We start from the raw sequence: 23,606 nt of genomic DNA on the forward strand, positions 1-23,606 counted from the left end.
AGCGCCGTCACCGTTCGTGGGTTCGTCGGCTAGATGAGTCTGCCGAAGCACGCTGACCCCCCGGCTCGCTGAGCCTGTCGAAGCGCGCTTCAGCAGGAGGTCACTCCGCGCTGTCGAGGATGCAGGTGGAGACTGCCTCGGTCATCGTCGTGGTGACGAGGTCCTTGGCTTCCTGCGACGTCTGCACGTCCTCGCCCTTGGCGATGTTGGAGAGATCCTCGTCGGAGATCTCCGAGTCGAGGAGTGCCTCCGACACGCACGTGATCTGGTCGTCCGTCAGGACGTCTTCCTGTCCGGTCGACTCGAGGATCTTCGAAATGCCGTCGTTGAGCTCGCTGGTCGAGGGACGTTCAACGGCCGCGCCCCCGCACGCCGCAAGGGAGAACACCAGTGCCGCGATCGGCACAGCGGTGAGAAGTCGGTTACGCAGTTTCCGGTCGCTGTTCATGGGGACAACGGTAGCGCGTTCCCAGCTGATTGATAGGTGCGAGCGGCGGGCAGAACTGCCCATGCTCAGCAGCGGACTTCCGGCCGTGCTGGAAGACAAACGTCGGCCTCGCCTCGAGCGGACTGACATTTGCCTTCCACCATCCGGCGGGTTCCGTCCTCGTCGTTCAGGCCTGGCCGTGCGTCATGCATCATGGACGCGCAATCTCGGGCTCAGAGGGCGTGGGCCACAAGAGAAGAGGACGGGTCAAGCGGAACGGCGCCGCCGATCGGACTCGTTGCTTCCGAACATGTCGGCCGTGACGACTGAGGACGTCGTCGAGACGGTCCGACTCAGGTGACCACAACCACCTGTCCTGCCGCCTCACGCCCCCGGATCGAACCACCTCAATCCGGCGAACCGTCCGAACCCGCGATCCCTCGTCGCCAATCAGGCCCCGTTCGCGATGCAGACCGCCGCGATATGGGCATCAGGAATGAGGTTCGCGCGGATGCCGGCATCCGACTCGGCGAGTGACACGAACTCGTCCCACGTTGCCGGACCCTGACGCAACCAGATATCTGCTTCCGATGTCGGAGGCCAGTGCGACCATGAACTATGGCAGTTTTCAGCGAGGTTGCGGCCCTGATCCCCACACTGTGTGGGCGTCCTGCGCCGGCCTGCGCTGAAGACCTTCCGGCCACGTTGGCTGCCCTTTCGGATTCTGAGATCCTCACGGTCTTCGAAGAATCGGCCGAGCTGGTGAAGCAGGTCGAGCAGATCAGGCTGCTCTCCATCGGGGTCATCGCGGTGCGGTCGAAACGCTCGCGCGGACATTCGGGGTTGGCGCAGTCCCGCGGTCAGCGGTCGACCGTCGATCTCGTTCAGAAGGTGACGGGCTCGACGAAGGGCGAAGCTGCACGAGAGGTGCGCGTCGGACAGACGTTGATCGAAGAGGTGGAGGCGCGGGCTGCTGCCGAGGCGGGGGCTGAGGCGGCGATCGGTGCAGAGTTCGGGATGGGCGCTGGGGCTCGCGGGGTCGGCATTGACGGGGCGGGCGGGACGTCGGGCGGAGACGATGACAGGTTCGTTCTCGGCGACGGCTTCGGTGGATCGGGCGGCACCGAATTGGGCCGCGACGGCGACGAGACATCGGGCGACCCAGGCGCAGACGACGCGGATCAGGCAGATTCCGCGGGTGTGCGGTCGGGATCGACCAGGTCGTTGCCATGGCAGACGTGTCTGCATGCCGCGCTCCAGGCCGCTCGGATCACGTCGGCGCAGTTCGACGTGATCCGCAGCGGCCTCGGCGAGCCGCCGCGCGGTGATGACGCGAGCGACGACGCCGCCCGCGATGAGTGGCGGTGCGCGGCTGAGCAGCTGATCGCTGAGGCAGGTGAGCGCACAGTGGAAGAGCTGCGGGTCGCCGCTCGTTCGGTGCGCGACATCCTCGATCCGGAAGGCGCCGCCGAGCGCTATCGGGCTCAGTTCGAGGCTCGATCGTTCCGCACCTACCGAGACACGTTCGGTCGCAAGCACGGACACTTCGTGTTCGACGAAGAGAGCGGAGCATTCGTCGACAGCGTGCTGGCATCCGCACTGAGGCCGCGCCGCGGCGGGCCGAGATTCGTCGACTCGGTCGAGAAGGTGCAAGCATCGCAGCTCGTCGATGATCCGCGTACGAACGATCAGCTCGCCTTCGACCTCATCGTAGACGCACTGCGCGCCGGAGTGCTCGCCGAGCCCGAGAACGTGTTCGGCACTCGGCAAGCCGGAGTGCGGCTCGTGCAGACGGTCGATCAAGCGGGCGCGCGGTCGAACGCGGTGCTCACGGAGGACGGGCTCATCGCCTTCCCCGCTGCGGTCGCCGATCAGCGCATCTGCGACACCGGGGCAGTGACGGTGACCGTTGATTCGTGCGGGAACCCGCTGGATGTCGGACGAGATCGTCGGCTGTTCACATCAGCGCAGCGCATTGCGCTGGCCGTCAGGGATGGCGGATGCCGATTCCCCGGTTGTGATCGGCCTGCATCGTATTGCGAGGCGCATCACATCGATGAATGGTCCGGTGGCGGGCGTACCGACATCGATCGCGGGATTCTGCTGTGCCGCTTCCACCACATGAATCTGCATCACGGTGGGTGGCGGATCACGCGGGAAGGCAAGGGCGGCTTCGTGCTGTACGACCCGGGTGGGGAGATGATCGTCCTGAAACCGCGAGCCGTCCTGCTCTACAGCTGGGGTGCGCTCGGAGTCGATCCGCCTCCGAAACGCTTCCGCCCCGCGGCGTGAGCAGCGACGGGGTGACCACGGTGCGGTGGCTCTTGTCCGTCGGGGCATCCGTCGACCGCGACCCTGGCGCGCCGCAGTATGCGCTCCACGCCGCGTCGGCGCCCACACCGCGTCGCTCCGCGCCCAGACCGCTCCGCGCAGCCCGCGTCGCGCAGCCCGCGTCGCGCAGCCCGCCACGCCGCGGCGCCCGACCCCGCATCCGCCGCGCTACCCGACGGCCGCGGCGCTGCACCACGACGTGCCACGCACAAAGCCCCGCCGCGCTACGCCAGCACGAGAAGCTCGCCCACCTCGCATTCGAGCGCATCGCAGATCGCCCGCAGCGTCGAATACCGGATCGCGCGCGCCCGATCGTTCTTCAGTACCGAGAGGTTCACGATCGAGACGCCCACTCGCGCGCTCAGCTCCGTCAGAGTCATTCCCCGCGAAACGAGCAGCTCATCCAGTCGGCAGTGGATGCCGGTGAGCTCGTCGTCGGAGTCCGCTGGAGTCATACCAGCCCCTCCGTCTCGCGCTCAAGTGCTTCCTTCTGCGTCTGAAGTCGCATGCCCTCGCGGAACACGGCCGCCAACGCGAGCAGCCCGAGTGCGGCGACGAACGGCAGAGGGGTGACGGTCAACTGGAATCGTGTCGGGTACCACTCGGAGGAGGCATCGAGCACCTCTCGCAAGCCCGTCGTCGCGGCGATGCTTCCGAGGAGGTCCGATGCGATCCCGATCCCGAGCACTGCGGCCGCGCCGATCGTCAGCACCCGCGTCACGGTCCGCGAGAACGGACGCCCCCGCAGCGTCTGGAAGCAGATCGCCGCGAGCATGGCCGCCGGAATCGTCATGAACACTGCCGCGCACAGCTGCGCGGCAGCCGCCAGCATTCGGAGCCCGAGTGACGCCCCGCCGACCGTGAATTCGGATAGCTCTTGTCCGCTGCATGTCAGCATCCCTGCTGCGCCGAACTCGGCGCACGGCAGACCATCCGGCCGGGGGAGCCAGACGTTCGTCGCGCCATCCAGCTCCGCCCAGTCCACGGTGAATGCCTTGACGACGATGATGATGACTCCGACGCCCGACATCATCACCCACCAGCTGGAGATCGCGAGTGCGGCATCCAGCGCGATCGTCGTGCTCCCACGCCGCCGTCCCCGCCAGACGACCACGCCGATGATTGCAGCGATGACGGCCAGCACCAGCGCCATCCATCCGAGCGAAGCCCACAGATCCCCACCGAACGTGATCATCAGACCAGCCCTTCCGTTTCCTTCTGCAGGCGGATGCCGCGCCGGAACGCGACGGCGATGAGGCCGACCGCGATGCCGCCAGCGACCACGGGTATCGCGGCCCAGAACTCGATCGGATGAGTGGGCTCACCCGCCCCGAATCCGGCCGCTACGAGCACGCCGTTGCGTGCGATGCCATCCAGGCCGACGATCACGAGCGGGGCGATCGTCAGCATCCATCCCATGATCGTGAACGCCAGAGCGTTCCCCCTCACGAAGACGCGACCGCGCAGGAAGTTCAACGCCACGAGCATGACGGCTCCGATCACGACGAGCGCCGTCACCGACCACAAGACGATGCCGCCGATGATCGCGGCGACCGCGCCTCCGCCCACACCCGACGCGATGATGAGCGCGTCCTGGGCGATGCCGTCGACCGCGAGGGCGCCCGACTCCGCCGTCGCCTGGATGGGCTGCTCGTCGATCGGAATCGTCCAGGCGATGCCCTCGTCACGGAAGACGTCGGCTGTGCGCAGCCAGGTTCCGATGCCGACGACGACTGCTGCGCCGACGCCGTACAGGAGGACGGTGAACGCATCAGCGCGCTCGGATCGTGTGGGTTCCATCAGACCAGCCCTTCCGTTTCCTTCTGCAGCGCCGCGCCACGGCGGAACACGATCACGAGCACGCCGACGGCGATCGCCGCGACATACAGCGGGATCGCGTCGCCGAACAGCAACCAGCGACCGTCGTCGAACGAGCCGCCGAGCGCCGCGAAGACCCCATTCAGCCCCATGTTCTCGAACCATGCGCCGAGCAGGCCGGCAGCGAGCAGGCTCATCGACATCCAGAAAGTCAGGCGCGTGTTCGTCGCATCGAACACGATCCCGCGGAACAGGCGACGGCACACGAGCACTCCGAGAACCGCGGCGGCGACCAGGGCGGACGTGCTCGCCACGATCGACACCACGAGGCTGGCGACGCTGACGCTGTTCACACCGCTCACCACGAGCGTCGCGAGGTCGACCGTGCCGGGTGCGCCGCTTCCGATGGCGACCGTGATCTCCTGCTCAGGAACCCGCGTGCGAACCGTCACGGCCCCGGAGGTCTCGAACAGCTCCACCAGCTGCCGAATGCCGTCGTACACGAGGAACGCGACCACGAGCGCCCCGACCGTGACCGCGAAGCTCAGATCGCTGCGATCGGACTTCTCTGCATTCTCCGCGTTCATCAGACCAACCCCTCCGTCTCCTTCTGCAGGCGCTGGCCCACTTCGAACGCGGTCGCGACCAGCGCCAAAGCGATGCCCCAGCCGACCGGCGCAGGATCCAGTTGATAGAGAAGCGTCCAGAACATGCCAGCATCGGACGCGGGCAGCTGCTCGACCACCTGCGCGCGAGCGATGGCACCCAGGAAGGGCGCGAACATGCCCGCGAACACCAGCGCGATCGCGGCCGTGCCGAGCACCGGCGCCATCGACCTGCGGAACGCGCGCTGACGGATCAGAGACAGCCCGAGCCACCACAGCGACATGCACACGACGACGGTGGCCAGCGCCGGCAGCGCGCTCTCGCCCCACAGCAGCCAGCGGGTCCCGGCGCCCAGTGCGTCGAACGACACCAGGGATTGCGTGTATTCCGCGGATGCCACGCCCGCGGCATCCGACACGGCATCCATCGGCGCATCGTGCACGGGGAGCGAGACGGGCACCGGCGATCCGAAGATCTCGACAGCGGTACTCGTCGCCCCGACGATCGCGGCGATCGCGATGCTCACCGCGCCCGTCGCGACGACCCCGATGGTCACCGCTTCGAGCCGGGAAGGCGTTGAATTGCGACTCATGCTCCACCCCTTATCGATAGTCGTTATGTTATCGATGTTCGTTAACATAACGACAGTCGATAAGGAGTGTCAACCCTGTCCTGACGCGACGAGGCGCCAGGCCGCACACGCGCACTCGCCGCGCAGTCCACACGCACACGACGACACCCGCCACCCACGCGCTATGCCCACGGCGAACACGGGCATACCTCCTCGCCTGCGTGGTTACTCTCGATGTACAAGCTTCGCCACGTGCGAGACACGCGAACCACGTGCGAACCAAGGAGTGAACATGTTCGAGAGATTCACGGACCGAGCCCGTCGAGTGGTCGTCCTCGCCCAAGAAGAGGCGAAGATGCTCAACCACAACTACATCGGAACCGAGCACATCCTGCTCGGCCTCATCCACGAGGGCGAGGGCGTCGCAGCCAAGGCGCTGGAGTCGCTCGGCATCTCCCTCGACGCCGTGCGCGAGCAGGTGCAGGACATCATCGGCCAGGGTCAGCAGCAGCCGACCGGCCACATCCCCTTCACCCCCCGCGCGAAGAAGGTGCTCGAGCTGAGCCTGCGCGAAGCGCTGCAGCTCGGTCACAACTACATCGGCACCGAGCACATCCTGCTCGGCCTCATCCGCGAGGGTGAGGGTGTCGCGGCCCAGGTTCTCGTCAAGCTCGGCGCCGACCTGAACAAGGTCCGCCAGCAGGTCATCCAGCTGCTCTCCGGCGCCCCGGGCCGCGAGCCCGCCGCCGTCGGCGCGCAGACGCACGAGACCCAGTCGGGCGCCCAGGGCGGCTCGCAGGTGCTCGACCAGTTCGGTCGCAACCTGACCCAGGCCGCGCGCGACAACAAGCTCGACCCGGTGATCGGACGCGAGAAGGAGGCGGAGCGGGTCATGCAGATCCTCTCCCGCCGTTCCAAGAACAACCCCGTCCTGATCGGCGAGCCGGGTGTCGGAAAGACCGCCGTCGTCGAGGGCCTCGCGCAGGCCATCGTCAAGGGCGACGTGCCCGAGACGCTGAAGGACAAGCAGCTGTACTCGCTCGACCTCGGCTCGCTCATCGCCGGATCCCGCTACCGCGGCGACTTCGAGGAGCGCCTGAAGAAGGTCACCAAGGAGATCCGCACGCGCGGCGACATCATCGTCTTCATCGACGAGATCCACACCCTCGTGGGTGCGGGTGCCGCTGAGGGCGCGATCGATGCGGCCAGCATCCTGAAGCCGCTGCTCGCCCGCGGCGAGCTGCAGACGATCGGTGCGACCACGCTGGACGAGTACCGCAAGCACTTCGAGAAGGATGCCGCGCTCGAGCGCCGCTTCCAGCCGGTGCAGGTCAACGAGCCGAGCCTCCCGCACGCGATCAACATCCTCAAGGGCCTCCGCGACCGCTACGAGGCGCACCACAAGGTGCAGATCACCGACGGCGCCATCGTGGCCGCGGCGAACCTCGCCGACCGCTACGTCTCCGACCGCTTCCTGCCGGACAAGGCCATCGACCTGATCGATGAGGCCGGCGCGCGTCTGCGGCTCAGCATCCTGTCGTCCCCGCCGGAGCTGCGGGAGTTCGACGACAAGATCGCCGCTGTCCGCACGCAGAAGGAGGCCGCCTCCGAGGAGCAGGACTTCGAGAAGGCCGCATCCCTGCGCGACGAGGAGAAGAGCCTGCTCGCCGAGCGACTCCGCCTCGAGAAGCAGTGGCGTTCCGGTGACGTCGCGACCCAGGCGGTCGTCGACGAGGGCCTGATCGCCGAGGTGCTCGCACAGGCCACCGGCATCCCGGTGTTCAAGCTGACGGAAGAGGAGTCCAGCCGACTCGTCTTCATGGAGAAGGCGCTGCACCAGCGCGTCATCGGGCAGGAGGAGGCCATCGCGGCCCTGTCCCGCACGATCCGTCGCCAGCGCGCAGGGCTCAAGGACCCGAAGCGTCCGTCCGGTTCGTTTATCTTCGCCGGCCCAACCGGCGTCGGAAAGACCGAGCTGGCCAAGGCGCTCGCCGAGTTCCTGTTCGACGACGAAGGCGCGCTCATCTCGCTCGACATGAGCGAGTTCGGCGAGAAGCACACCGTCTCGCGACTGTTCGGCGCCCCTCCAGGGTTCGTCGGCTTCGAAGAGGGCGGTCAGCTCACGGAGAAGGTGCGCCGCAAGCCGTTCAGCGTGGTGCTCTTCGATGAGATCGAGAAGGCCCACCCCGACATCTTCAACTCGTTGCTGCAGATCCTCGAAGAGGGTCGTCTGACCGACGGTCAGGGTCGGATCGTGGACTTCAAGAACACGGTCATCATCATGACCACGAACCTCGGATCGTCCGCGATCGCCGGAGGCCCTGTGGGCTTCCAGATCGAGGGCAACGCGCAGACCAGCTACGAGAGGATGAAGGGCAAGGTCGACGAAGAGCTCAAGCGGCACTTCAAGCCCGAATTCCTCAACCGCGTCGACGACGTCATCGTCTTCCCGCAGCTGTCGAAGGACGAGCTCGTGCAGATCGTCGATCTGTTCGTGAAGCGTCTCAGCGACCGTCTGCTGGACCGCGACATGACGGTCGAGCTGACGCAGGCCGCCAAGGAGCGTCTGATCGAGGTCGGCTTCGACCCGGCGCTCGGCGCCCGGCCGCTGCGCCGCGCGATGCAGCGGGAGATCGAGGACCAGCTGTCCGAGAAGATCCTGCACGGCGAGCTCAGCGCAGGCGACCACGTCAAGGTCGACTCGGCCGACGGCAAGTTCCTGTTCGAGACCAGCGCCCGCGGCGAGAAGGTCTCGGTCGGAATCAACACCGGCGGCACGATCCCCGGAACGCCCGACCTGGCCGTCGCCAGCGGAGAGTGATCTGATTCGGAGGGCGGATGCTTCGGCATCCGCCCTTCGTCGTACCTCCCCGCCGCCGCACCGGCTGGGACTCGGCACGCGGCGAAGTGCCAGGGTGGTCGCGAGCACCGCGCATAAGCTGGATGCCGTGAGCTACACCGTCCGCCCCGCACGCAGCGCCGACATTCTCGGCATCCATCGCCTGCTGGAGCCGATGGTGGACCGACGCATCCTGCTCGGCAAGGACCTCGCGGTGCTCTACGGCGCGACGCAGGAGTTCGTCGTCGCCGAACAGGACGGCGAGTTGATCGGATGCGGCGCCCTGCACGTGATGTGGGAGGACCTCGGCGAGATCCGCACGCTGCTCGTCCGCGATGACTGGCTGCACCACGGCGTCGGACGACGGATCGTCGAGGCGCTCGAAGAGCGTGCACGAGAGATCGGGCTCAGCCGGTTGTTCTGCCTGACCTTCGAAGTGGATTTCTTCACGCGGCGCGGCTTCGCGCCGATCGGCGAACAGGTCGTCGACCCCGATGTCTATTCGCAACTGCTGCGCAGCCCCGACGAGGGGGTCGCGGAGTTCCTCGACCTCGCGCACGTCAAGCCCAACACCCTGGGCAACACCCGGATGCTGAAGGACCTGTGATGGCCAGACGCACCGCCGCGGTGTACCGACGTCGACGGCTGGCCGTGCTTCTCGCGCTGATTCTCGTCGTCGCCGTCGTCGCGGTCGGAGTCTGGGCGCTGATCGCGCGTCCGTGGGAGCAGAAGGTGCAGGCCGACCCCACGCCGACGGTCGAGCAGACCACGGCCCCTCAGAGCGAGAGCCCGTCGCCGACCACTGTGGAGAGTCAGACGCCCTCGGCCACCGAGACGCCGGGGATCGTCGCCTGCGAGGCGCAGGACATCGAGGTCGTCGCCGTCACGGATGCCGAGTCCTACGCGCCGGAGCAGCTGCCGCAGCTGTCGATCTCGCTGACCAACAAGGGCGCGACGGACTGCACGATCGACGTGGGAACCGCGACCCAGAGCTATCAGGTGACGAGCGGCGACGACCTGTGGTGGCGCTCGACCGACTGCCAGGTCGAATCGAGCAGCATGATCGTGACGCTCACGGCCGGACAGACTGTGCCGAGCGCGACGCCGTTGCCGTGGGATCGCACGCGGTCGAGCACGACGACGTGCGATGATCCGAACCGCGAGCGCGCTCCCGCCGGGGGATCGTCCTATCACGTCGCCGTGTCGATCGGCGGTTTCGACAGCGCGAGCACGCGGCAGATCATCCTGCAGTGAGTAGCTGTTTTCCCAGAATGTTTGGGATACCATAGAGGTGACTCTCGGAAACTGATTCGGTGATTCATGCCATCCCCAGTGGCGTCGAATTCAGCGTCCCCAGCGCTTCGACACTCACCGATCGAGAGTCCGAGGGCCCTTTCGAGTACCCCAGTCCCCAATGGAGGACTCGAGAGGGCCCCATACACTTAAGCCATGGCCCGTAAGAAGAGCGCGAAGAAGAAGCCGGCACCCGAGGACTTCCGCTCCGAGGCACTCGCGCAAGCGCTCGAGAAGCAGGATGTCGCTGCTGTCGCGCTGGCGCTGCGCCACGGCATCACGGTCGTGCCGCTGATCAAGCCGGGCGCGCGGGACAACCCGCTCGACAGCGGCGAGGTCTGGACCTACCGAGACCCCGGTACGGGCGACGTCGCGCTGCTGCTGTTCAGTGACGCGAAGAACAAGCCAGCCAACCTTCCTCCCGGCGTCGGGATCTACTCGGCCGACTGGCTGCGCGCGTTTCTGACGAAGCATGCGGATGCCGTGACGACCGTGTTCCTCGACATCGCCGGCCCGCATCCCATGCAGGCCGACCCGCGCGAGCTGCTCAAGGCGCTCGAGTAGGCGGCGCGATCGCTGGAAGCGTCGCCGCACCCGCGGCGAGATCGCTGCTCGCGAGGTCACCGGATGCGTGAGCGTGCGCGGCGCCGAGAAGCTCAGAACGGTGGGATGTCGTCGACGGGACGCGGGCGGCGCCCATGTGCCCGGACGTCGTCGATCGCCGCGCGCAGCGTCTCAGATCTCTCATCGACGACCCGCGCATATCCCAGCCGTGCCGCTTCGCTGCGCCGTTGGGCCGCCTGCGTGACCGGGCGCACCTCACCGGCGAGGCTGAGCTCGCCGACCGCGGCGATCGATCGAGGCACCGAGATCTGCTCGATGGACCCGGCGACGGCCAGCGCGATCGCAAGATCGGCCGCCGGCTCGGTGAATCGCACCCCGCCGACCGTGGAGACGTAGACGTCCAGTTGCCCGGTCGGGATCTGCGCGCGCCGTTCGAGAATGGCCAGCACCATCGCCACGCGCGACCCGTCCAGCCCGTGCACGACGCGACGCGGATTCGGCCCCGACGCTTTGATGGTCAGCGCCTGGACCTCGACGGGCATCGCCCGCCGCCCTTCCAGCGCGATCGCCACGCACGTCCCCGGCTCTGCAGCGCCCTGCGACAGGAACAGACCCGACGGATCCGGCACCTCGCGGATCCCATCGCCCGCCATCTCGAAGCATCCGACCTCATCCGTCGGACCGAACCGGTTCTTCAACGCGCGCACGAAACGCAACGACGTCTGCCGATCACCCTCGAAATGGCACACGACGTCGACCAGGTGCTCGAGCAGCCGCGGCCCGGCGATCTGGCCGTCCTTGGTGACGTGCCCCACGATGATGATCGGCAGGCTGCGCTCCTTGGCCACCCGGATGAGCGTGGCGGCGACCTCGCGCACCTGGCTGGGCTGACCAGCCGCGCCGTCGATGAGCGACGATGCGATGGTCTGCACAGAATCCACGATCACGAGTTCTGGACGCACCTCGTCGATGTGGCCGAGGATCGTGGCGAGGTCGGTCTCGCTGGCGAGGTACAGCTCATCGTGCAGAGCGCCGGTGCGCTCGGCGCGCAGGCGCACCTGCGCAGGCGACTCCTCGGCGCTCGCATAGAGCACGCGGCGTCCGGAGCGCGCTGACTGCGCCGCGACCTCGAGCAGCAGCGTCGATTTGCCGACACCGGGTTCGCCGCTCAGCAGGATCGCCGCGCCGGGGACGATGCCGCCGCCGATTACCCGATCGAACTCGCCGACACCGCTCGTGCGACGAGGCGACTCGGTCGTGGTGATCTGCGTGATCGGGCGCGCGACCCGGTCGGCCGACGGCGCCAGGGCCGTCACCTGCGGGCGGGCGATGCCGACCGACGCCGCCTGCTCGACCACCGTGCCCCACTGCTGGCACTCGCCGCACCGGCCCACCCACTTCGAGGCCGTCCACCCGCACTCGGTGCAGACGAAGGCCGGGGGAGCGGGACGGGTCTTTGCCATGGTTTCAGGGTAGTCGCGGCATCCGACAGTAGTTATTCACGGCCCACCGCCCGGTGGGCTGTCAGCCGCTTCGGACACAATGGATCCATGGCGACCGCCAGACCCGCATACGGGCCGATATCGAGCTACTCCCGGGTGCAGATCCTGCACCTGGTGCAGGCGCGACCCGAGCGCTCGATCAGCGAGCTGCACGAAGCCACGGGGTTGCACGCGAACACGATCCGCGAGCATCTGCAGCGCCTCATCGAGGGCGGGTACGTGATCGCCTCGATCGAGCGACGCACCACCCGCGGCCGCCCGCGCACGCTCTACAGTGCGGCGACCGGCGCTCCGGACGCATCCAGTCCCGTGGCCCGCGAGAAGGTCTCCGCGGCGGCGCGCCGTGGCGATCTGCTGCGGCGGATGCTGCCGTCCACGACGTCCGACCTCGCACGCGATGCGACTCACCAGCTCGACGCACTCGTCGAGCACCTCGAGGAGAGCGGCTTCGAGCCGCTCGTCGATGACGAAGCCCTCACCGTCGACCTCACGCCCTGCCCGCACGCGGCGGGGCGGCCGGAGCATCGACCGGTGCTGTGCGCGGTGCATCTGGGGTTGATGCAGGGAGTCCTGACGGAGGCCGGCGGTCCGCTCATCGCCGACTGCGTGCTCGTGCCTCAGCGATCCGAGGAATGCACCGTGCGGCTGCGTCTCGCCGATGCGCTGACCGTCACAGCCGCCTGACCTGTCGCGCAGCGCGCCGCCGACGTACGGTGGAGTGATGGCGAGGACGGATGAGGCCGAGCGACTGATCGATGCGCCACCAGTGCGCGTGTACGACGCGATGACCGACCCGGATGCGGTGGTGCGCTGGCTGCCGCCGACAGGGATGACAGCACGCGTCGACAGCTTCGACGTCCGCCCCGGTGGAACCTGTCGCATCGTGCTGACCTATGCCGATCCGCAGGGTGCGCATGGCAAGGCGTCGGCGGCGGAGGACATCGTCAAAGGCGTGTTCGTCGCCGTCGTACCCGGTGTCAGGGTGGTGCAGGACGTCGAGTTCCCCTCCGAGGATGCCGCGTATTCGGGCATCATGCGGATGACGTGGGAGGTGAGCGCGGAGGGCGCGCGCAGCCTCGTGCGATTCCGGGCCGAGAACGTGCCGGAGGGCATCTCGGCGGAGGACCATCAGGCCGGGTTCCGCTCCACGCTGGAGAACCTCGCCGCTCTGGTCGAGTGAGCGGATGCCGCGGCATCCGATCGGTCGACGTCAGCCGTACAGCGAGACCGGCGGCTCCATCGTGATGCCGGCCGCCTCGAAGGCTCGGCGACGCTCCTCGATGCGCCGGTGCATCTCGACCTGCGCGTCGTCGACGAGCTGCTGATCGAGCTCGACGCGCGGGGCGTGCGGGTCGCCGTGCGCGCCGGCGATGTAGGCGTCCAGCTCCGGGCCCGAGGTCCACGAGGTGATGAGCGAGTAGCGGGGAGCAGTGCCGCGATGCCACACCGCGTGCCAGAACCGCTGCGTGTCGATGATCACGCGGGACCCGGCTGGCAGCGGCAGCCGCACCTCCGTGGCCGGATCGAAGCGGTCTTCGCGGAGGATCATGAGCGAGTCGGCATCATCCGTGAGGTTCAGCATGCCGCGGACCACCCAACCCGTGCCGTCCTCGTTGAGGCGGTTGTTGTCGTCCTGATGCAGGTTGTAGATCGCGTCGGCGTAGGTGTTGGGCTGCAGCTCGATGACGCGGCAGCGGCCGATGTTCGCGCCGGGCTCCTGAGCACGGGCGACGATGGTCGGCGCGCGTTCGACCTGCGAATCGATCCAGACGCCGTCCTTGTCGGTGCGCGGCGGGGTGTGGTTCCAGAAGCCGTTGCAGTCGACCTCGCCGGCGTAACTGGTGAGCGGGGCGAAGCGCGTGATGCCGGAGGAGCGCCATCCGATGTACTCGAGCTGCTCCCACTCGGCCGGGTCGATTCGTCGTTCGTCCCGGTCGAGGATCGCATACCCGGTCTCGTCGAGTGCGGGCGAGGTGACGAAGCCCATGGTGCACACCTCCTGCTCAGCGGAATCCGTTTAGGCCATCCTAACTTCCTGACGGGCGGGATGCGGGAGGTGCGGACCGGGGGACGCCGTTCAGGCGTCCACTCGCACGAGGACGGTCCCGCGCGCGGATAGCCTGAATGCATGACGATGCCGCAGGGCGCCCTTCTCGTGGGCAGTGTGAACTTCGATGACGCAGAGAAGACGATGCGCGTGGCCGCTGAGATGCTCGGCGACCGGCTGAAGCGGATTCCGGACGGAGAGGTCGGCAAGCGGTTCCACTGGATCATGTTCCAGCCGGACGTGCTCGGGCAGGCGGCGGGTCTCGAGCGTGTCGGCGCCCAGCCGATCCCGTTCCCCGCCGGGCTGGATGCCCGGCCGCTGCGCATCGGCGACGGCGTGGATGCGGAGCAGATCGAGCTGCCTCCGCTCGGCTATGCGGATGCCGCGATCGAGTCCTATGCGATCTTCGCGCGGCTGCGTGCCGAGGGCGCCGTGCCCGCCGGCATGCGCTTCCAGGTGTCGCTGCCGACGCCGGTCGCGGTCGTCTCATCGTTCTTCTCGGGCGACGACCGCGCCGCGATCGAACCGATCTACCAGGCGGCGATGCTGCGCGAGCTGGCGCGCATCGCCGAGGTGATCCCGCACGAGGACCTCTCGGTGCAGTGGGACGTCGCCAGCGAGATGGGGATCATCGAGCGGGCGGCCGGCTACGGCAAGGTCATGGACGCGTGGTGGCCGGGGAATCCGTTCGACGGTCTCGTCGCCCGGCTCGCGTCGCTGATCGATGCGGTCCCGACGGATGCCGAGGTCGGCGTGCACCTCTGCTACGGCGACGCGGGGGAGCAGCACTTCGTGGAGCCGACGGATGCCGGGAACCTGGTGCGGTACGCGAATGCCGTGATGGCGGCCTCGCAGCGGTTGACCTGGCTGCACCTGCCGGTGCCGATCGACCGCGACGACGAGGCGTACTTCGCGGCCCTCGCGTCGCTGGATCCGGTGGGCGAGCTCTATCTCGGACTCGTGCACCGCGAAGACGGCGCGGAGGGTGCGGAACGGCGGATCGCCGCGGCATCCGAATTCGCCCCCGTGTTCGGCGTTGCAACGGAGTGCGGCATCGGGCGGGCGCCGTCAGGGTCGACCGAGGGGATCCTGCAGACGCACGTCGAGGTCGCTGCGGCCTGGTGAACGGTGCGGTGCGGCGCTCGATTCGCGCGGATGCCGTGTCTCCCGTAAACTAGTCCGCGGTGACGTGTCCGAGCGGCCGAAGGTGCAACACTCGAAATGTTGTGTAGGTTCACCCCTACCGTGGGTTCAAATCCCACCGTCACCGCCATCCAGAACCCCCGCGATCCCTTGGAAACACTGGGATCGCGGGGGTTTCGTCAAGTTCGGCGTTCGATCGCCGCGACTCGGGAGCCGGAGCTGGCCGTCGACATCTCGCGGCGGTTCACAGATCGCGGCGCCACCGATCCGCATTCACTCGGCATCCCGGGTGAGTCGCTTGCGCATGAAGATCTGGGCTGTGCCGTCGCCCTCGTCGACGGTGTCGACGATCCGATAGCCGCAGTCCTGGTACAGCCGGATGTTCGCCTCGCTGAGGCTCCCGGTGAACAGCTCCGCCTGCGGAGCACTCGAGGAGCTCTCCGCGGCCTCCAGCAGGGTGCGTCCGATGCCTTCGCCCTGCAGATCCGGCGCGATCGCGATGCGGCCGATCAGCAGAAGATCACTGGTCTCCCGCGTGCGGATGGCGCCGACGAGCCTCGGCCCGATCCGGGCGACCCAGCCGTCCGCGTCGGTCAGCTCTGCGCGCAGCTCCTCCAGCGTCTGAGTCAGCGGCGGCATGTCGGCCGTGCCGTAGATCAGGGCTTCCGAGACGAACGCCGCACGTTGGATCGTCAGCACCTCGCCCGCGTCGGCCGACGAGATCCGGGACACCGTGATGTTCAAAAGACTTCTCCTCCGCTCGAATCTCGACGGACGCTCCGATCGGGATGCTGTCAGAAGTTATCGGCATCCGGCGGGCTTGACGAGGGGCTTGATTCCGGCGACCCCGCTGACCGCGGAGCAAACTCCTCGCGACGCACGGTGGATCTCCGCCAGACTGAGGGCATGCGACTGATGACGGCGTCCACACTCGAGTTCGAAGACATCGATGAGGCCGGATGGCGGGTGGACGACGGGGTGCTCAGCGTCAGAGCCCGCGCGCACAGCGATTTCTTCATCGATCCGAGCGGCGCGACCGGTACGGCGGCCGAGTCGATGCTGAACGCGGTGCGTCTGCTCGCCTCGCCGTCGTCGGGGGACTGGCAGCTGTCGGCCCGCGTCGAGGTGGATTTCACGGCGACCTTCGACGCGGGGGTGCTTCTCCTCTGGGTCGATGAGCGTCGATGGGCCAAGCTCTGCTTCGAGCTCTCTCCCGCCGGTCAGCCCATGGTGGTGTCGGTCGTCACGCGCGGGGTCTCCGACGACGCGAACTCCCACGTCGTTCACGAGGGCGCGGTCCACCTGCGCGTATCGAAGATCGGTCCCGTGTTCGCCTTCCACTCCAGCGTCGACGGCAGCACGTGGGACTTCGTGCGCGCATTCGCGCTGGACGAAAGGGATGCCCCGTTTCGCGTGGGCTTCGAGGCTCAGAGCCCGACAGGTGAAGGCTGCGATGTCCGCTTCGACAGCATCCGCTCCTCAGAAACCACGCTGTCCGACCTTCGCGACGGAACCTGACCACCGGAGCATGCACTCGATCTCCTACGGCTCCGATGCGAGCGACGCACGGACCGTCGTCCTGCTCCACGGCGGAGGCGTCGCCGGATGGATGTGGGAGCCATCGCTGATCGACGAGAACGCGGGGAATCGCATCATCGTCGTCGACCTCCCCGGTCATGGGCAGTCGGACGATGACCGGTACGAGTCCCACACAGTGACCGTGGACCGCCTCGCGTCTCTCTTGCGCAGAGACTCTCGGGATGCTCCGGCGACAGTCGTCGGGTTCTCTCTCGGCGCGCAACTCGCGATCCTCCTCGCTTCACGGCATCCCGACCTCGTCGACGGCATCGTCGCCGTCAGCGCGCAAGCCAAGAGCGCACCTTTCAGTGGGATCGCTCTCGGATTGCTGGGGTTGGCCGCGCCACTGGCTCGTCGGCGCTGGTTCGCGAAACTGCAGGCCAGGGAACTGTTCATCCCGTCAGCGCTCAGGGAGAACTACATCGCGACCAGCGCGTCCATCACGAGAGAGACCCTCCTCGCGTCCGTCGGCGAGAACATGCGATTCCGCATTCCCGACGGCTGGTCTGACTTCCGTGGCCGGAGCCTGGTGATGGTCGGTGAGCGGGAGCATGCGTTCATGCGTGAATCCGCAGCGTCGATCGCCGCCGGCAATTCCCGGAGCGAGCTTCTGATCGTCGCGGGGTGCGGGCACGGGGTTCCGCTCCAGCGGCCGGACTGGTTCCGCGAGCGCGTCGGCGATTGGATCGCGGCGGGATAGGCTCCGTCCGATCGGCTTCTCCTGTTTATCCGCGGGCAGGTGCCCTCGTCCGGCGCCACCGATGCGTTCAAGGCGCCAGCGCTGCTCAGGTAGCCGCGCCGGCGAACACGAACGGCGTGCGGGTCCGGCTTTACAGGGCCAGCGTCGGGTCAGTCCGCGCCGTGGCGCGCGACGTCGAGTCCGGCCGCCGCATACTGCCGGAGCGTCGCGTCCGGCAGGAAGGCCTGGGTCAGCGCCAGGCCGATCCGCGGCAGGTCGGCTGTCTCCCGGTACAGCAGGTGCAGAGTCTCGTAGCGAGGGTGGAACTTCTCCTTGAACCGGTGCAGCGACCGGAATCCGTACACCGGCTCGAGCAGGTCGGACAGCCGCGTGCTGAGCGCCGCGATCGTGCCCGCTTCGGGCGGGTACTCGTGGGTGAGCGGGGCGCCTGAGAGGGACAGGAACTCCGCGCCCTCGTCACGGAAGGCGGCAGCCGACATCCCGATCAGGTATTCCATCACCGGCGGGAATCCGTCTGGCCGGCGCCTCATCAGATCGAGCGTCCACCCGCGGACGGTACCGCCCGGCCCGTAGACAGGCAGCCAGGAGAGGAAGCCGTCGACGTCACCGTTGGCGGCCGTCGCGATCGCCACGCGCACGTGGGAGTCCTCTGCCTCGGCAAGCGTGCCGAGCGTGAACCGCATCTCCGGAAGCTCTTTGTCTCCCACCCACAGCTCTGAGATCGTGCGTAGCTGCGCACGGACGCCCCAGCGTTCGTCCGTCAGCCGTGACATCGTGAAGGTGACGCCTTCGCGGTCGGCGCGGTTGGTCGCCGTGCGGATCGCGCTCCAGCGTTTACCGGTGAACGCGAGCCCAGGCAGATCGACGATCGTGTCGTCTGCGACGACCAGGCTCTGCCAGCCCGTGGGCAGCGCCGCCAGAGTCCGATCGTCTGCGCTGAAGAAGCAGGGCGTGAGTCCCGCCCGTTCGGCGCGATCGATGAACTCGACCACAGCGGCCGATCGTTCAGCGGGGGCGCCGATCGGGTCGGCCAGCGCCAGCGCTACCCCGTTGTGCCGTTGGTAGGCCACGATCCCGCCGTTCGTGCGCAGGTACGCATTCGGTTCCCACGTCGTCATCCAGGACAGAGTGCCGCCGCCGTGCTGCTGCAGCGCGGAGACGACGTCGTCGCGGGTCGGTGCCGCGCCGCCGCCGAGTGGCGGCCGGCGCCGCCAGCGAAACGCGCGGCGCAGAATGACCAGCATGACCAGGAAGAGCACCCACAGGATGCCGGTGGCCACCGCCATCCGGGCGTTCAGGCCGAGATTCTCGATGTCCGCCTCCAGCGAGAGCAGCAGGGCGAGGACGATCAGCGCACCGGCCAGCACGTTCAGCGCGGCGTAGAGGAGCGAGAGGAGCCAGGCCCAGCGTCGGCCGCGACGCAGGCCGTTGAGCACGATCAGGGTCATAGCCGCATCGATCAGAACGCTCCACCGCAGCGTCTCCGATGGCTCAGTGGCACCGAAGGGGCCGGAGGTCGGAACATAGTCGACGATCGTTGAGATCGCGACGAGCACGATCAGGGCCAAGAAGGCGAGCAGGCGCTGCTCGCGCACCGTCGCCCGGCGCAGCTTCAGCGAACGATCGACGCACAGCACCAGTACGACCGCTGCGGCGTGCTCGAGATCCGCGATGTCGCCCCAGAACAGCAGGGCGACGAAGATATAAGCGAGCAGTGTCAGCCAGGCGCGGTTCCGCCATGGCGAGGGCAGCGTTCCGACCGCCGCGGCGATGCAGGCCAGCAGTCCGCCGCTGGGCCCGACGTCCAGCGCCGCTGCCTCATGCTGCACCCACGGCCAGGCCGGGGTGATGACCGTGAGACCCCAGAGCAGAACGGCCGTCGTGAGTATGGCGAACAGTTGGCCGCCGGCGAACCAGGCCAGCGCGATGCGCCAGCCGCGACGCCACTCCAGAAATGCCACGCCGGCCAGACAGACGACCAGAAGCAGGTACCCCAGCGGTTGCGCTGCGAGGAACGTACCGGTCAGGGGCGTCCACCAGCGGCCGCCGCGGAACGCGGGCAGACCGTAGGCCAGCTCGTTCCACAACGGATTGTCCAGGAACGGGCTCCACAGGGCGCCGGTCGCGAATCCTGCCCCGAGCAGGATGAGCAAGATGAGGATGCTGACGGGCAGACGTCGCACGACGCGGAGGAGACCGGGAGGGGCGAGGTCCGTCATCGGCGTGCCTTTCGAGGGGGGGCGATCCGAGAGTAACGGAGCGGAGGATTGGGGGGGAAGGAGATCGGGCCGCCGGACACGCGCCGTCCCCGCTGTCGTGCGTCAGCGTCCGGCCCACCGGGCGCGATACGTCGTCGGGCTCACGCCATGCAGCTTCGAGAACCGGCGGGAGAAGTACAGCGGGTCATCCCAGCCGACGTCGCGGGCGATCTCGTTCACGGCTCGGTCCGTCGAGGCGAGCAGCCGGGCGGCGCGGGTGAGGCGTTCGCGTTCCACGTACTGCTGCGGCGGCATCCCGAGGCTCTCGGTGAACAGGTGCGTCAGGCGTGACGGCGACAGGGTCGCGACGCGGGCCAGCGCCGGCGCACTGAGGTCGGCCGCGAGATCCGACCCGATGTGCTCGACGACCCGCAGGAGGCGTTCGTCCATGCGTCCCCGCAGCGGATTCTGAGTATCGAGCCACAGCAGCGCCGATTCCAGCGCGTTCATCGCGAAGAGTTCGGACTGCGGCAGCGAACCGGCCGAGGCATGCGCGCAGCCGCGCAGGCCTTCGAGCACGCGCGGGCGGATCCCGCCCGGCGCGTGCACGAGCCCCACCGCGCCCTCGTGCAGCGGCCAGTCCAGCAGCGGCATCCACTCGGCTCGGGGGTGGAAGTGCGCGAAGGCGAGCGACCATGCACCGGCGCCCTCCGCGGTCGCGTAGTCGTGGAGCACCTGCGGACGCAGCAGGATGCTGTCGCCGGCGTGCGTGACGACGTCGCCGTCCTGGCCGCCGATCCGGCCGGACCCCGCGATCGTGTGGATGATCAGCCAGTCGGTCGTGCCGTGCCCACGCCAGGTCGAGTAGTCGCGGCCGGCGGTGAACTCGCCGGCGACGACGCGCACGACCTGCGGATGGGGCGTGTCCCGTGGGTCAGGCGGCGACGCTGTCACAGCAGAATCCTCCATGTCATCGACCGATCATCCCATGGTGCGTCACGCCGATGGCGGCGAGAGTTGCAGCCATGTCCATCATCACCACTTCCGCTCCTCGCATCGCGGCCGACTACGAGCAGCACGGCGTCGTGCAGCTCAACGGCCTCCTGACGCCCGCCGAGATCGCCGAGATCCGCGACGTGTTCATGCAGCAGGTCGATCTCGACCGCAGCATCGCGCACGACGACAGCATTCCCGATGACGACGTCCTCGCCCGGTATCCGCGGTTCGTGCACCCGCATCGGCGCACCGACCTCGAGATCGGGCGCCTTGCCAGACGCTGGATGCTCGACCCGCGCATCGTCGGACCGGTGACCGATATGGTCGGCCCCGTCTACGCCGCGCAGTCGATGTTCTACTTCAAGCCGCCGACCGCACGCGGGCAGGCGCTGCACCAGGACAACATCTTCCTGCAGGCGCATCCAGAGACGTGCATCGCCGCATGGGTCGCGATCGACGACTGCGATGCCGAGAACGGCGGACTCAAGGTCGTGCCTGGATCGCATCGCTACGAGATCGTCTGCCCGGACGAGGCCGACCCGACGGAATCGTTCACCAGCACCGAGATCACGCTCCCCGACGGCTTCTCGACCCAGCAGACCGAGCTGGCCGCGGGAGATGTGCTCTTCTTCCACGGCAGCATGGTTCACGGCTCCGGACCCAACCGATCGAGCGACCGCTTTCGGCGATCGCTGATCTTCCACTACGTGCCCGTCGACAGCACCGAGATCTCGAAGTTCTACAACCCGCTGCTGCGCCTGGACGGCACGGAGGTCACGATCTCGGAGACGGCAGAAGGCGGCGCGTGCGGCGACGGCTGGGTGCCGGCCGCTCCGCACTGAGCCGCAGAGCCGGAGCCCGTCAGAGCACGACGTCGTCGAGCCGGTGCAGCGTCCGCCACGCGGACGGACGCGCCGTGCGTTCGGGGAGCACGTCCGCTGGGACCAGCGGACCGAGGTCCACGTCAGCGGCATCCGCGATGTCGGCGATCGGCACTTGGAAGGTGCGGAACGCACCCAGCGGCGGGGGAGCGAGCAGGCCCTCCCGCACGTCGATGAGCTCGGACTGGTCGAGGAGGAACCCCGCCGCGGCGAGGCCGTCCGGTCCGCTCCACGCCGCAACCTTCCAGAATCGCAACGGCACACGGATGCCGCGGTACGGCGGGTCCTTCTCCCCGAGCACCGGCGCGGTGAACACCGACACGCGTTGATCCGTCGCCTCCGCGTAGGCGAGCACGTGGTCTTCGAGGCCGAGCCAGAGTTCCTTCGACTGGTTGAAACCCGCGGCCTGCGGGGCGGCGTTCGGGTAGAAGAACGTCGCCTCCGTCGCCGCCCGCGCGTCGGCGGGCTCGCCCCACCCCGGATCCCGCCGGCGCACGAGGTGTCCGCGGTCGAGGTCGTTGCGCGCGTACACGTCTGGCCCCGCCTGCTCATCGGCCTCGACCCGCTCGTCGAGACGCCAGTCGCCCGTCCGCGACACCGCGAGAAGCCGCGCTCCGTCGATGTTGACCGCGGTCACGGCTGCGAGGCGCCGCGCAGGATCGAGCAGCACCGTGAAGCGCGGATACGGCAGATCGAGAACCGTGCCCGCCGGCTGCGGGAGGGGCACCGGCAGTGCGGCATCCAGGAAGGCGGAGTCGTAGCCGTCGGTCATGCCTCCCATCGTGCCCGACCGGGACCGGCGACACCACAACTGCGCACGGCCTGCCCTGAGCAGGCGCCCTGAGTAGAATCGGAGTCACCGCACCACCGACCGGGACGACCCGGATCGTGTCATTCTTTCGGGGACGGCCCCGCCTCGAAGGAGACAGCAATGCGCAGCCTCACCCGCTTGCCGTTCGTCGGCTCGGCGGATCTCGTCCGCATCGGACTCGGATGGGGCGCATTCGTCGTCCTGCTCCTGATTCATCCGATCCTGGCGGCGCCCGTGCCACCGGTCATCCTGATCGTCGCGCTCACCGGCATCGTCGCCGTCATCCTCGTCTGCGCGTTCGGCGTGGTCACGCAGGCCGAAGCCCTCGCCCATCGCCTCGGTGATCCGTACGGGTCGCTGGTGCTCACTCTGTCGATCGTCCTGATCGAGGTCGTGCTCATCTCGGCGGTCATGCTCGGGCCGGGCGATCACACGACCGTCGCACGCGATTCGGTGATGGCGGTCTCGATGATCATCCTCAACCTCGTCATCGGGCTCTGCCTGCTCGTCGGCGGGCTGCGCAACGGCGGCCTGCGACACAACCGCGTCGGCACCTCGACGTACCTCGCGATGCTCATCGTCCTCAGCGCGCTCGCCTTCGGGCTGCCCGCCGTCATCGGAGTGGATGGCGCGCTCACGACCGGCCAGGCGATCCCGATCATCCTGCTCACGCTCGCCGTCTACGGGTTCTTCCTCGCGCAGCAGATGGGTCCGCGGGCGATCGACTTCACCGAGCCGGATGCCGCGGCATCCGCCTCTCCCGCACAGGAGGCCGCGCCGCGCACCCCGATCGCGGACGTCCTGCGCGAGCACCGCCGCGAGATCGCCACCCGGCTCGTCCTGCTCATCGTCACCGTCGTGCCCATCGTGCTGCTGTCGCACGACATGGCGGCACTGCTCGATGACGGTCTCGGACGACTCGGTGCCCCGCCGGCCTTGGCCGGCGTGCTCATCGCGGCGATCGTGTTCCTCCCCGAATCGATCACCTCTGTGCGCGCAGCGCTCGGCGGAGAAGCGCAGCGGGTGAGCAATCTGTGCCACGGCGCCCTCGTCTCCACCGTGGGACTGACGATCCCGGCCGTGCTCCTGATCGGACTGTTCACCGGCCAGACCGTCGTCCTGATGGAGAGTCCGGCGGATCTGATGCTGCTGGGCGTCACGCTGGTGCTGTCGGTCGCGACGTTCGCGGCGAAGAAGGCGACCGCCATGCACGGTGCGGCGCACCTCGTGATGTTCGCCGCCTACGTCATCGTGCTGTTCAGCTGAGACTGCCGGCCGGCGAGGGCCCCACCGGCAGCCTC

General features: G+C 68.1%; 24 protein-coding genes and 1 tRNA gene. 13 read left to right on the forward strand and 12 right to left on the reverse strand.

The window, feature by feature from the left end:
• Positions 1 to 100 precede the first annotated feature (100 nt).
• Positions 101 to 448, reverse strand: coding sequence for a hypothetical protein (locus tag ACWAT3_RS05495; protein WP_460796544.1), 348 nt, complete (start codon positions 446 to 448; stop codon positions 101 to 103).
• Positions 449 to 1,132: 684 nt separating this feature from the next.
• On the opposite strand from ACWAT3_RS05495, the gene ACWAT3_RS05500 reads away from it, so the two are divergent.
• Entirely contained in the window at positions 1,133 to 2,719 is a 1,587-nt protein-coding gene (locus ACWAT3_RS05500) for an HNH endonuclease signature motif containing protein (RefSeq protein WP_460796546.1), read from the forward strand.
• Between the two features lie 263 nt (positions 2,720 to 2,982).
• On the opposite strand, the gene ACWAT3_RS05505 is transcribed toward ACWAT3_RS05500, so the two are convergent.
• From ACWAT3_RS05505 to ACWAT3_RS05525, 5 genes are read right to left on the reverse strand one after another with little or no spacing between them, the layout of a single operon-like run.
• Complete coding sequence (locus ACWAT3_RS05505; protein ID WP_460796548.1) at positions 2,983 to 3,213, reverse strand: helix-turn-helix domain-containing protein; 231 nt, start codon at positions 3,211 to 3,213, stop codon at positions 2,983 to 2,985.
• Positions 3,210 to 3,953 carry a hypothetical protein gene (locus tag ACWAT3_RS05510; protein WP_460796549.1) on the reverse strand — a complete coding sequence of 248 codons (744 nt, stop codon included), beginning with the start codon at positions 3,951 to 3,953 and terminating at the stop codon, positions 3,210 to 3,212. The genes ACWAT3_RS05505 and ACWAT3_RS05510 overlap by 4 nt, the downstream gene beginning before the upstream one ends.
• A complete protein-coding gene (locus ACWAT3_RS05515) occupies positions 3,953 to 4,558 on the reverse strand; it encodes a hypothetical protein (protein ID WP_460796551.1) in 606 nt (201 codons plus the stop codon). Before ACWAT3_RS05515 ends, ACWAT3_RS05510 begins: the two co-directional genes overlap by 1 nt.
• Positions 4,558 to 5,163, reverse strand: coding sequence for a hypothetical protein (locus tag ACWAT3_RS05520; protein ID WP_460796553.1), 606 nt, complete (start codon positions 5,161 to 5,163; stop codon positions 4,558 to 4,560). The genes ACWAT3_RS05515 and ACWAT3_RS05520 overlap by 1 nt, the downstream gene beginning before the upstream one ends.
• The gene (locus ACWAT3_RS05525; RefSeq protein ID WP_460796555.1) at positions 5,163 to 5,774 is read right to left on the reverse strand and encodes a hypothetical protein; all 612 of its coding nucleotides are present in this window, start codon (positions 5,772 to 5,774) and stop codon (positions 5,163 to 5,165) included. Before ACWAT3_RS05525 ends, ACWAT3_RS05520 begins: the two co-directional genes overlap by 1 nt.
• Positions 5,775 to 6,045: 271 nt before the next feature.
• On the opposite strand from ACWAT3_RS05525, the gene ACWAT3_RS05530 reads away from it, so the two are divergent.
• The 4 genes from ACWAT3_RS05530 to ACWAT3_RS05545 all read left to right on the forward strand — a co-directional run bounded on the left by ACWAT3_RS05530 (position 6,046) and on the right by ACWAT3_RS05545 (position 10,449).
• The gene (locus ACWAT3_RS05530; protein ID WP_460796556.1) at positions 6,046 to 8,574 is read left to right on the forward strand and encodes an ATP-dependent Clp protease ATP-binding subunit; all 2,529 of its coding nucleotides are present in this window, start codon (positions 6,046 to 6,048) and stop codon (positions 8,572 to 8,574) included.
• 127 nt (positions 8,575 to 8,701) lie between these two features.
• Positions 8,702 to 9,199 carry an amino-acid N-acetyltransferase gene (locus ACWAT3_RS05535; RefSeq protein WP_460796558.1) on the forward strand — a complete coding sequence of 166 codons (498 nt, stop codon included), beginning with the start codon at positions 8,702 to 8,704 and terminating at the stop codon, positions 9,197 to 9,199.
• Positions 9,199 to 9,846, forward strand: a complete 648-nt coding sequence (locus tag ACWAT3_RS05540) for a hypothetical protein (protein WP_460796560.1) — start codon at positions 9,199 to 9,201, stop codon at positions 9,844 to 9,846. The genes ACWAT3_RS05535 and ACWAT3_RS05540 overlap by 1 nt, the downstream gene beginning before the upstream one ends.
• Before the next feature lie 195 nt (positions 9,847 to 10,041).
• A complete protein-coding gene (locus tag ACWAT3_RS05545; protein ID WP_460796562.1) occupies positions 10,042 to 10,449 on the forward strand; it encodes a dehydrogenase in 408 nt (135 codons plus the stop codon).
• A gap of 92 nt (positions 10,450 to 10,541) precedes the next feature.
• Here ACWAT3_RS05545 and radA read toward each other — a convergent pair whose 3' ends face one another.
• Positions 10,542 to 11,912 (reverse strand): DNA repair protein RadA, encoded by a 1,371-nt coding sequence (gene radA / locus ACWAT3_RS05550; RefSeq protein WP_460796563.1) that lies wholly within the window; start codon positions 11,910 to 11,912, stop codon positions 10,542 to 10,544.
• An 87-nt stretch (positions 11,913 to 11,999) separates the two neighbouring features.
• Here radA and ACWAT3_RS05555 point away from each other — a divergent pair, with 87 nt between their 5' ends.
• Both ACWAT3_RS05555 and ACWAT3_RS05560 read left to right on the forward strand, forming a co-directional pair.
• Positions 12,000 to 12,635 carry a helix-turn-helix domain-containing protein gene (locus ACWAT3_RS05555; protein WP_460796565.1) on the forward strand — a complete coding sequence of 212 codons (636 nt, stop codon included), beginning with the start codon at positions 12,000 to 12,002 and terminating at the stop codon, positions 12,633 to 12,635.
• 37 nt (positions 12,636 to 12,672) lie between these two features.
• Complete coding sequence (locus tag ACWAT3_RS05560; protein ID WP_460796567.1) at positions 12,673 to 13,131, forward strand: SRPBCC domain-containing protein; 459 nt, start codon at positions 12,673 to 12,675, stop codon at positions 13,129 to 13,131.
• A gap of 30 nt (positions 13,132 to 13,161) precedes the next feature.
• Here ACWAT3_RS05560 and ACWAT3_RS05565 read toward each other — a convergent pair whose 3' ends face one another.
• On the reverse strand, positions 13,162 to 13,938 hold the full coding sequence (locus tag ACWAT3_RS05565; RefSeq protein WP_460796569.1) for a hypothetical protein: 777 nt from the start codon (positions 13,936 to 13,938) through the stop codon (positions 13,162 to 13,164).
• 141 nt (positions 13,939 to 14,079) lie between these two features.
• On the opposite strand from ACWAT3_RS05565, the gene ACWAT3_RS05570 reads away from it, so the two are divergent.
• Positions 14,080 to 15,123 (forward strand): hypothetical protein, encoded by a 1,044-nt coding sequence (locus tag ACWAT3_RS05570; protein WP_460796571.1) that lies wholly within the window; start codon positions 14,080 to 14,082, stop codon positions 15,121 to 15,123.
• A gap of 58 nt (positions 15,124 to 15,181) precedes the next feature.
• Positions 15,182 to 15,271: transfer RNA gene (locus ACWAT3_RS05575), tRNA-Ser, on the forward strand.
• Between the two features lie 143 nt (positions 15,272 to 15,414).
• On the opposite strand, the gene ACWAT3_RS05580 is transcribed toward ACWAT3_RS05575, so the two are convergent.
• Complete coding sequence (locus tag ACWAT3_RS05580; protein ID WP_460796572.1) at positions 15,415 to 15,885, reverse strand: GNAT family N-acetyltransferase; 471 nt, start codon at positions 15,883 to 15,885, stop codon at positions 15,415 to 15,417.
• 162 nt (positions 15,886 to 16,047) lie between these two features.
• Here ACWAT3_RS05580 and ACWAT3_RS05585 point away from each other — a divergent pair, with 162 nt between their 5' ends.
• Both ACWAT3_RS05585 and ACWAT3_RS05590 read left to right on the forward strand, forming a co-directional pair.
• The gene (locus ACWAT3_RS05585) at positions 16,048 to 16,659 is read left to right on the forward strand and encodes a DUF1349 domain-containing protein (protein ID WP_460796574.1); all 612 of its coding nucleotides are present in this window, start codon (positions 16,048 to 16,050) and stop codon (positions 16,657 to 16,659) included.
• A 10-nt stretch (positions 16,660 to 16,669) separates the two neighbouring features.
• Positions 16,670 to 17,419: an alpha/beta fold hydrolase gene (locus tag ACWAT3_RS05590; RefSeq protein WP_460796576.1), complete on the forward strand. Its 750-nt coding sequence runs from the start codon at positions 16,670 to 16,672 to the stop codon at positions 17,417 to 17,419.
• A 149-nt stretch (positions 17,420 to 17,568) separates the two neighbouring features.
• Here the strand turns inward: ACWAT3_RS05590 and ACWAT3_RS05595 are convergent, their stop codons facing one another.
• On the reverse strand, positions 17,569 to 19,638 hold the full coding sequence (locus tag ACWAT3_RS05595; RefSeq protein ID WP_460796577.1) for a bifunctional lysylphosphatidylglycerol flippase/synthetase MprF: 2,070 nt from the start codon (positions 19,636 to 19,638) through the stop codon (positions 17,569 to 17,571).
• 102 nt (positions 19,639 to 19,740) lie between these two features.
• Positions 19,741 to 20,571: a helix-turn-helix domain-containing protein gene (locus tag ACWAT3_RS05600; protein WP_460796579.1), complete on the reverse strand. Its 831-nt coding sequence runs from the start codon at positions 20,569 to 20,571 to the stop codon at positions 19,741 to 19,743.
• 71 nt (positions 20,572 to 20,642) lie between these two features.
• Between ACWAT3_RS05600 and ACWAT3_RS05605 the strand changes: the two genes are divergently transcribed.
• On the forward strand, positions 20,643 to 21,455 hold the full coding sequence (locus tag ACWAT3_RS05605; protein ID WP_460796580.1) for a phytanoyl-CoA dioxygenase family protein: 813 nt from the start codon (positions 20,643 to 20,645) through the stop codon (positions 21,453 to 21,455).
• A 19-nt stretch (positions 21,456 to 21,474) separates the two neighbouring features.
• On the opposite strand, the gene ACWAT3_RS05610 is transcribed toward ACWAT3_RS05605, so the two are convergent.
• The gene (locus ACWAT3_RS05610; RefSeq protein WP_460796582.1) at positions 21,475 to 22,266 is read right to left on the reverse strand and encodes a DNA/RNA non-specific endonuclease; all 792 of its coding nucleotides are present in this window, start codon (positions 22,264 to 22,266) and stop codon (positions 21,475 to 21,477) included.
• 159 nt (positions 22,267 to 22,425) lie between these two features.
• On the opposite strand from ACWAT3_RS05610, the gene ACWAT3_RS05615 reads away from it, so the two are divergent.
• Entirely contained in the window at positions 22,426 to 23,571 is a 1,146-nt protein-coding gene (locus ACWAT3_RS05615) for a calcium:cation antiporter (protein WP_460796584.1), read from the forward strand.
• The last annotated feature ends 35 nt before the right edge of the window (positions 23,572 to 23,606 follow it).

The sequence above is a fragment of the Microbacterium sp. GXF0217 genome, from assembly GCF_054798195.1.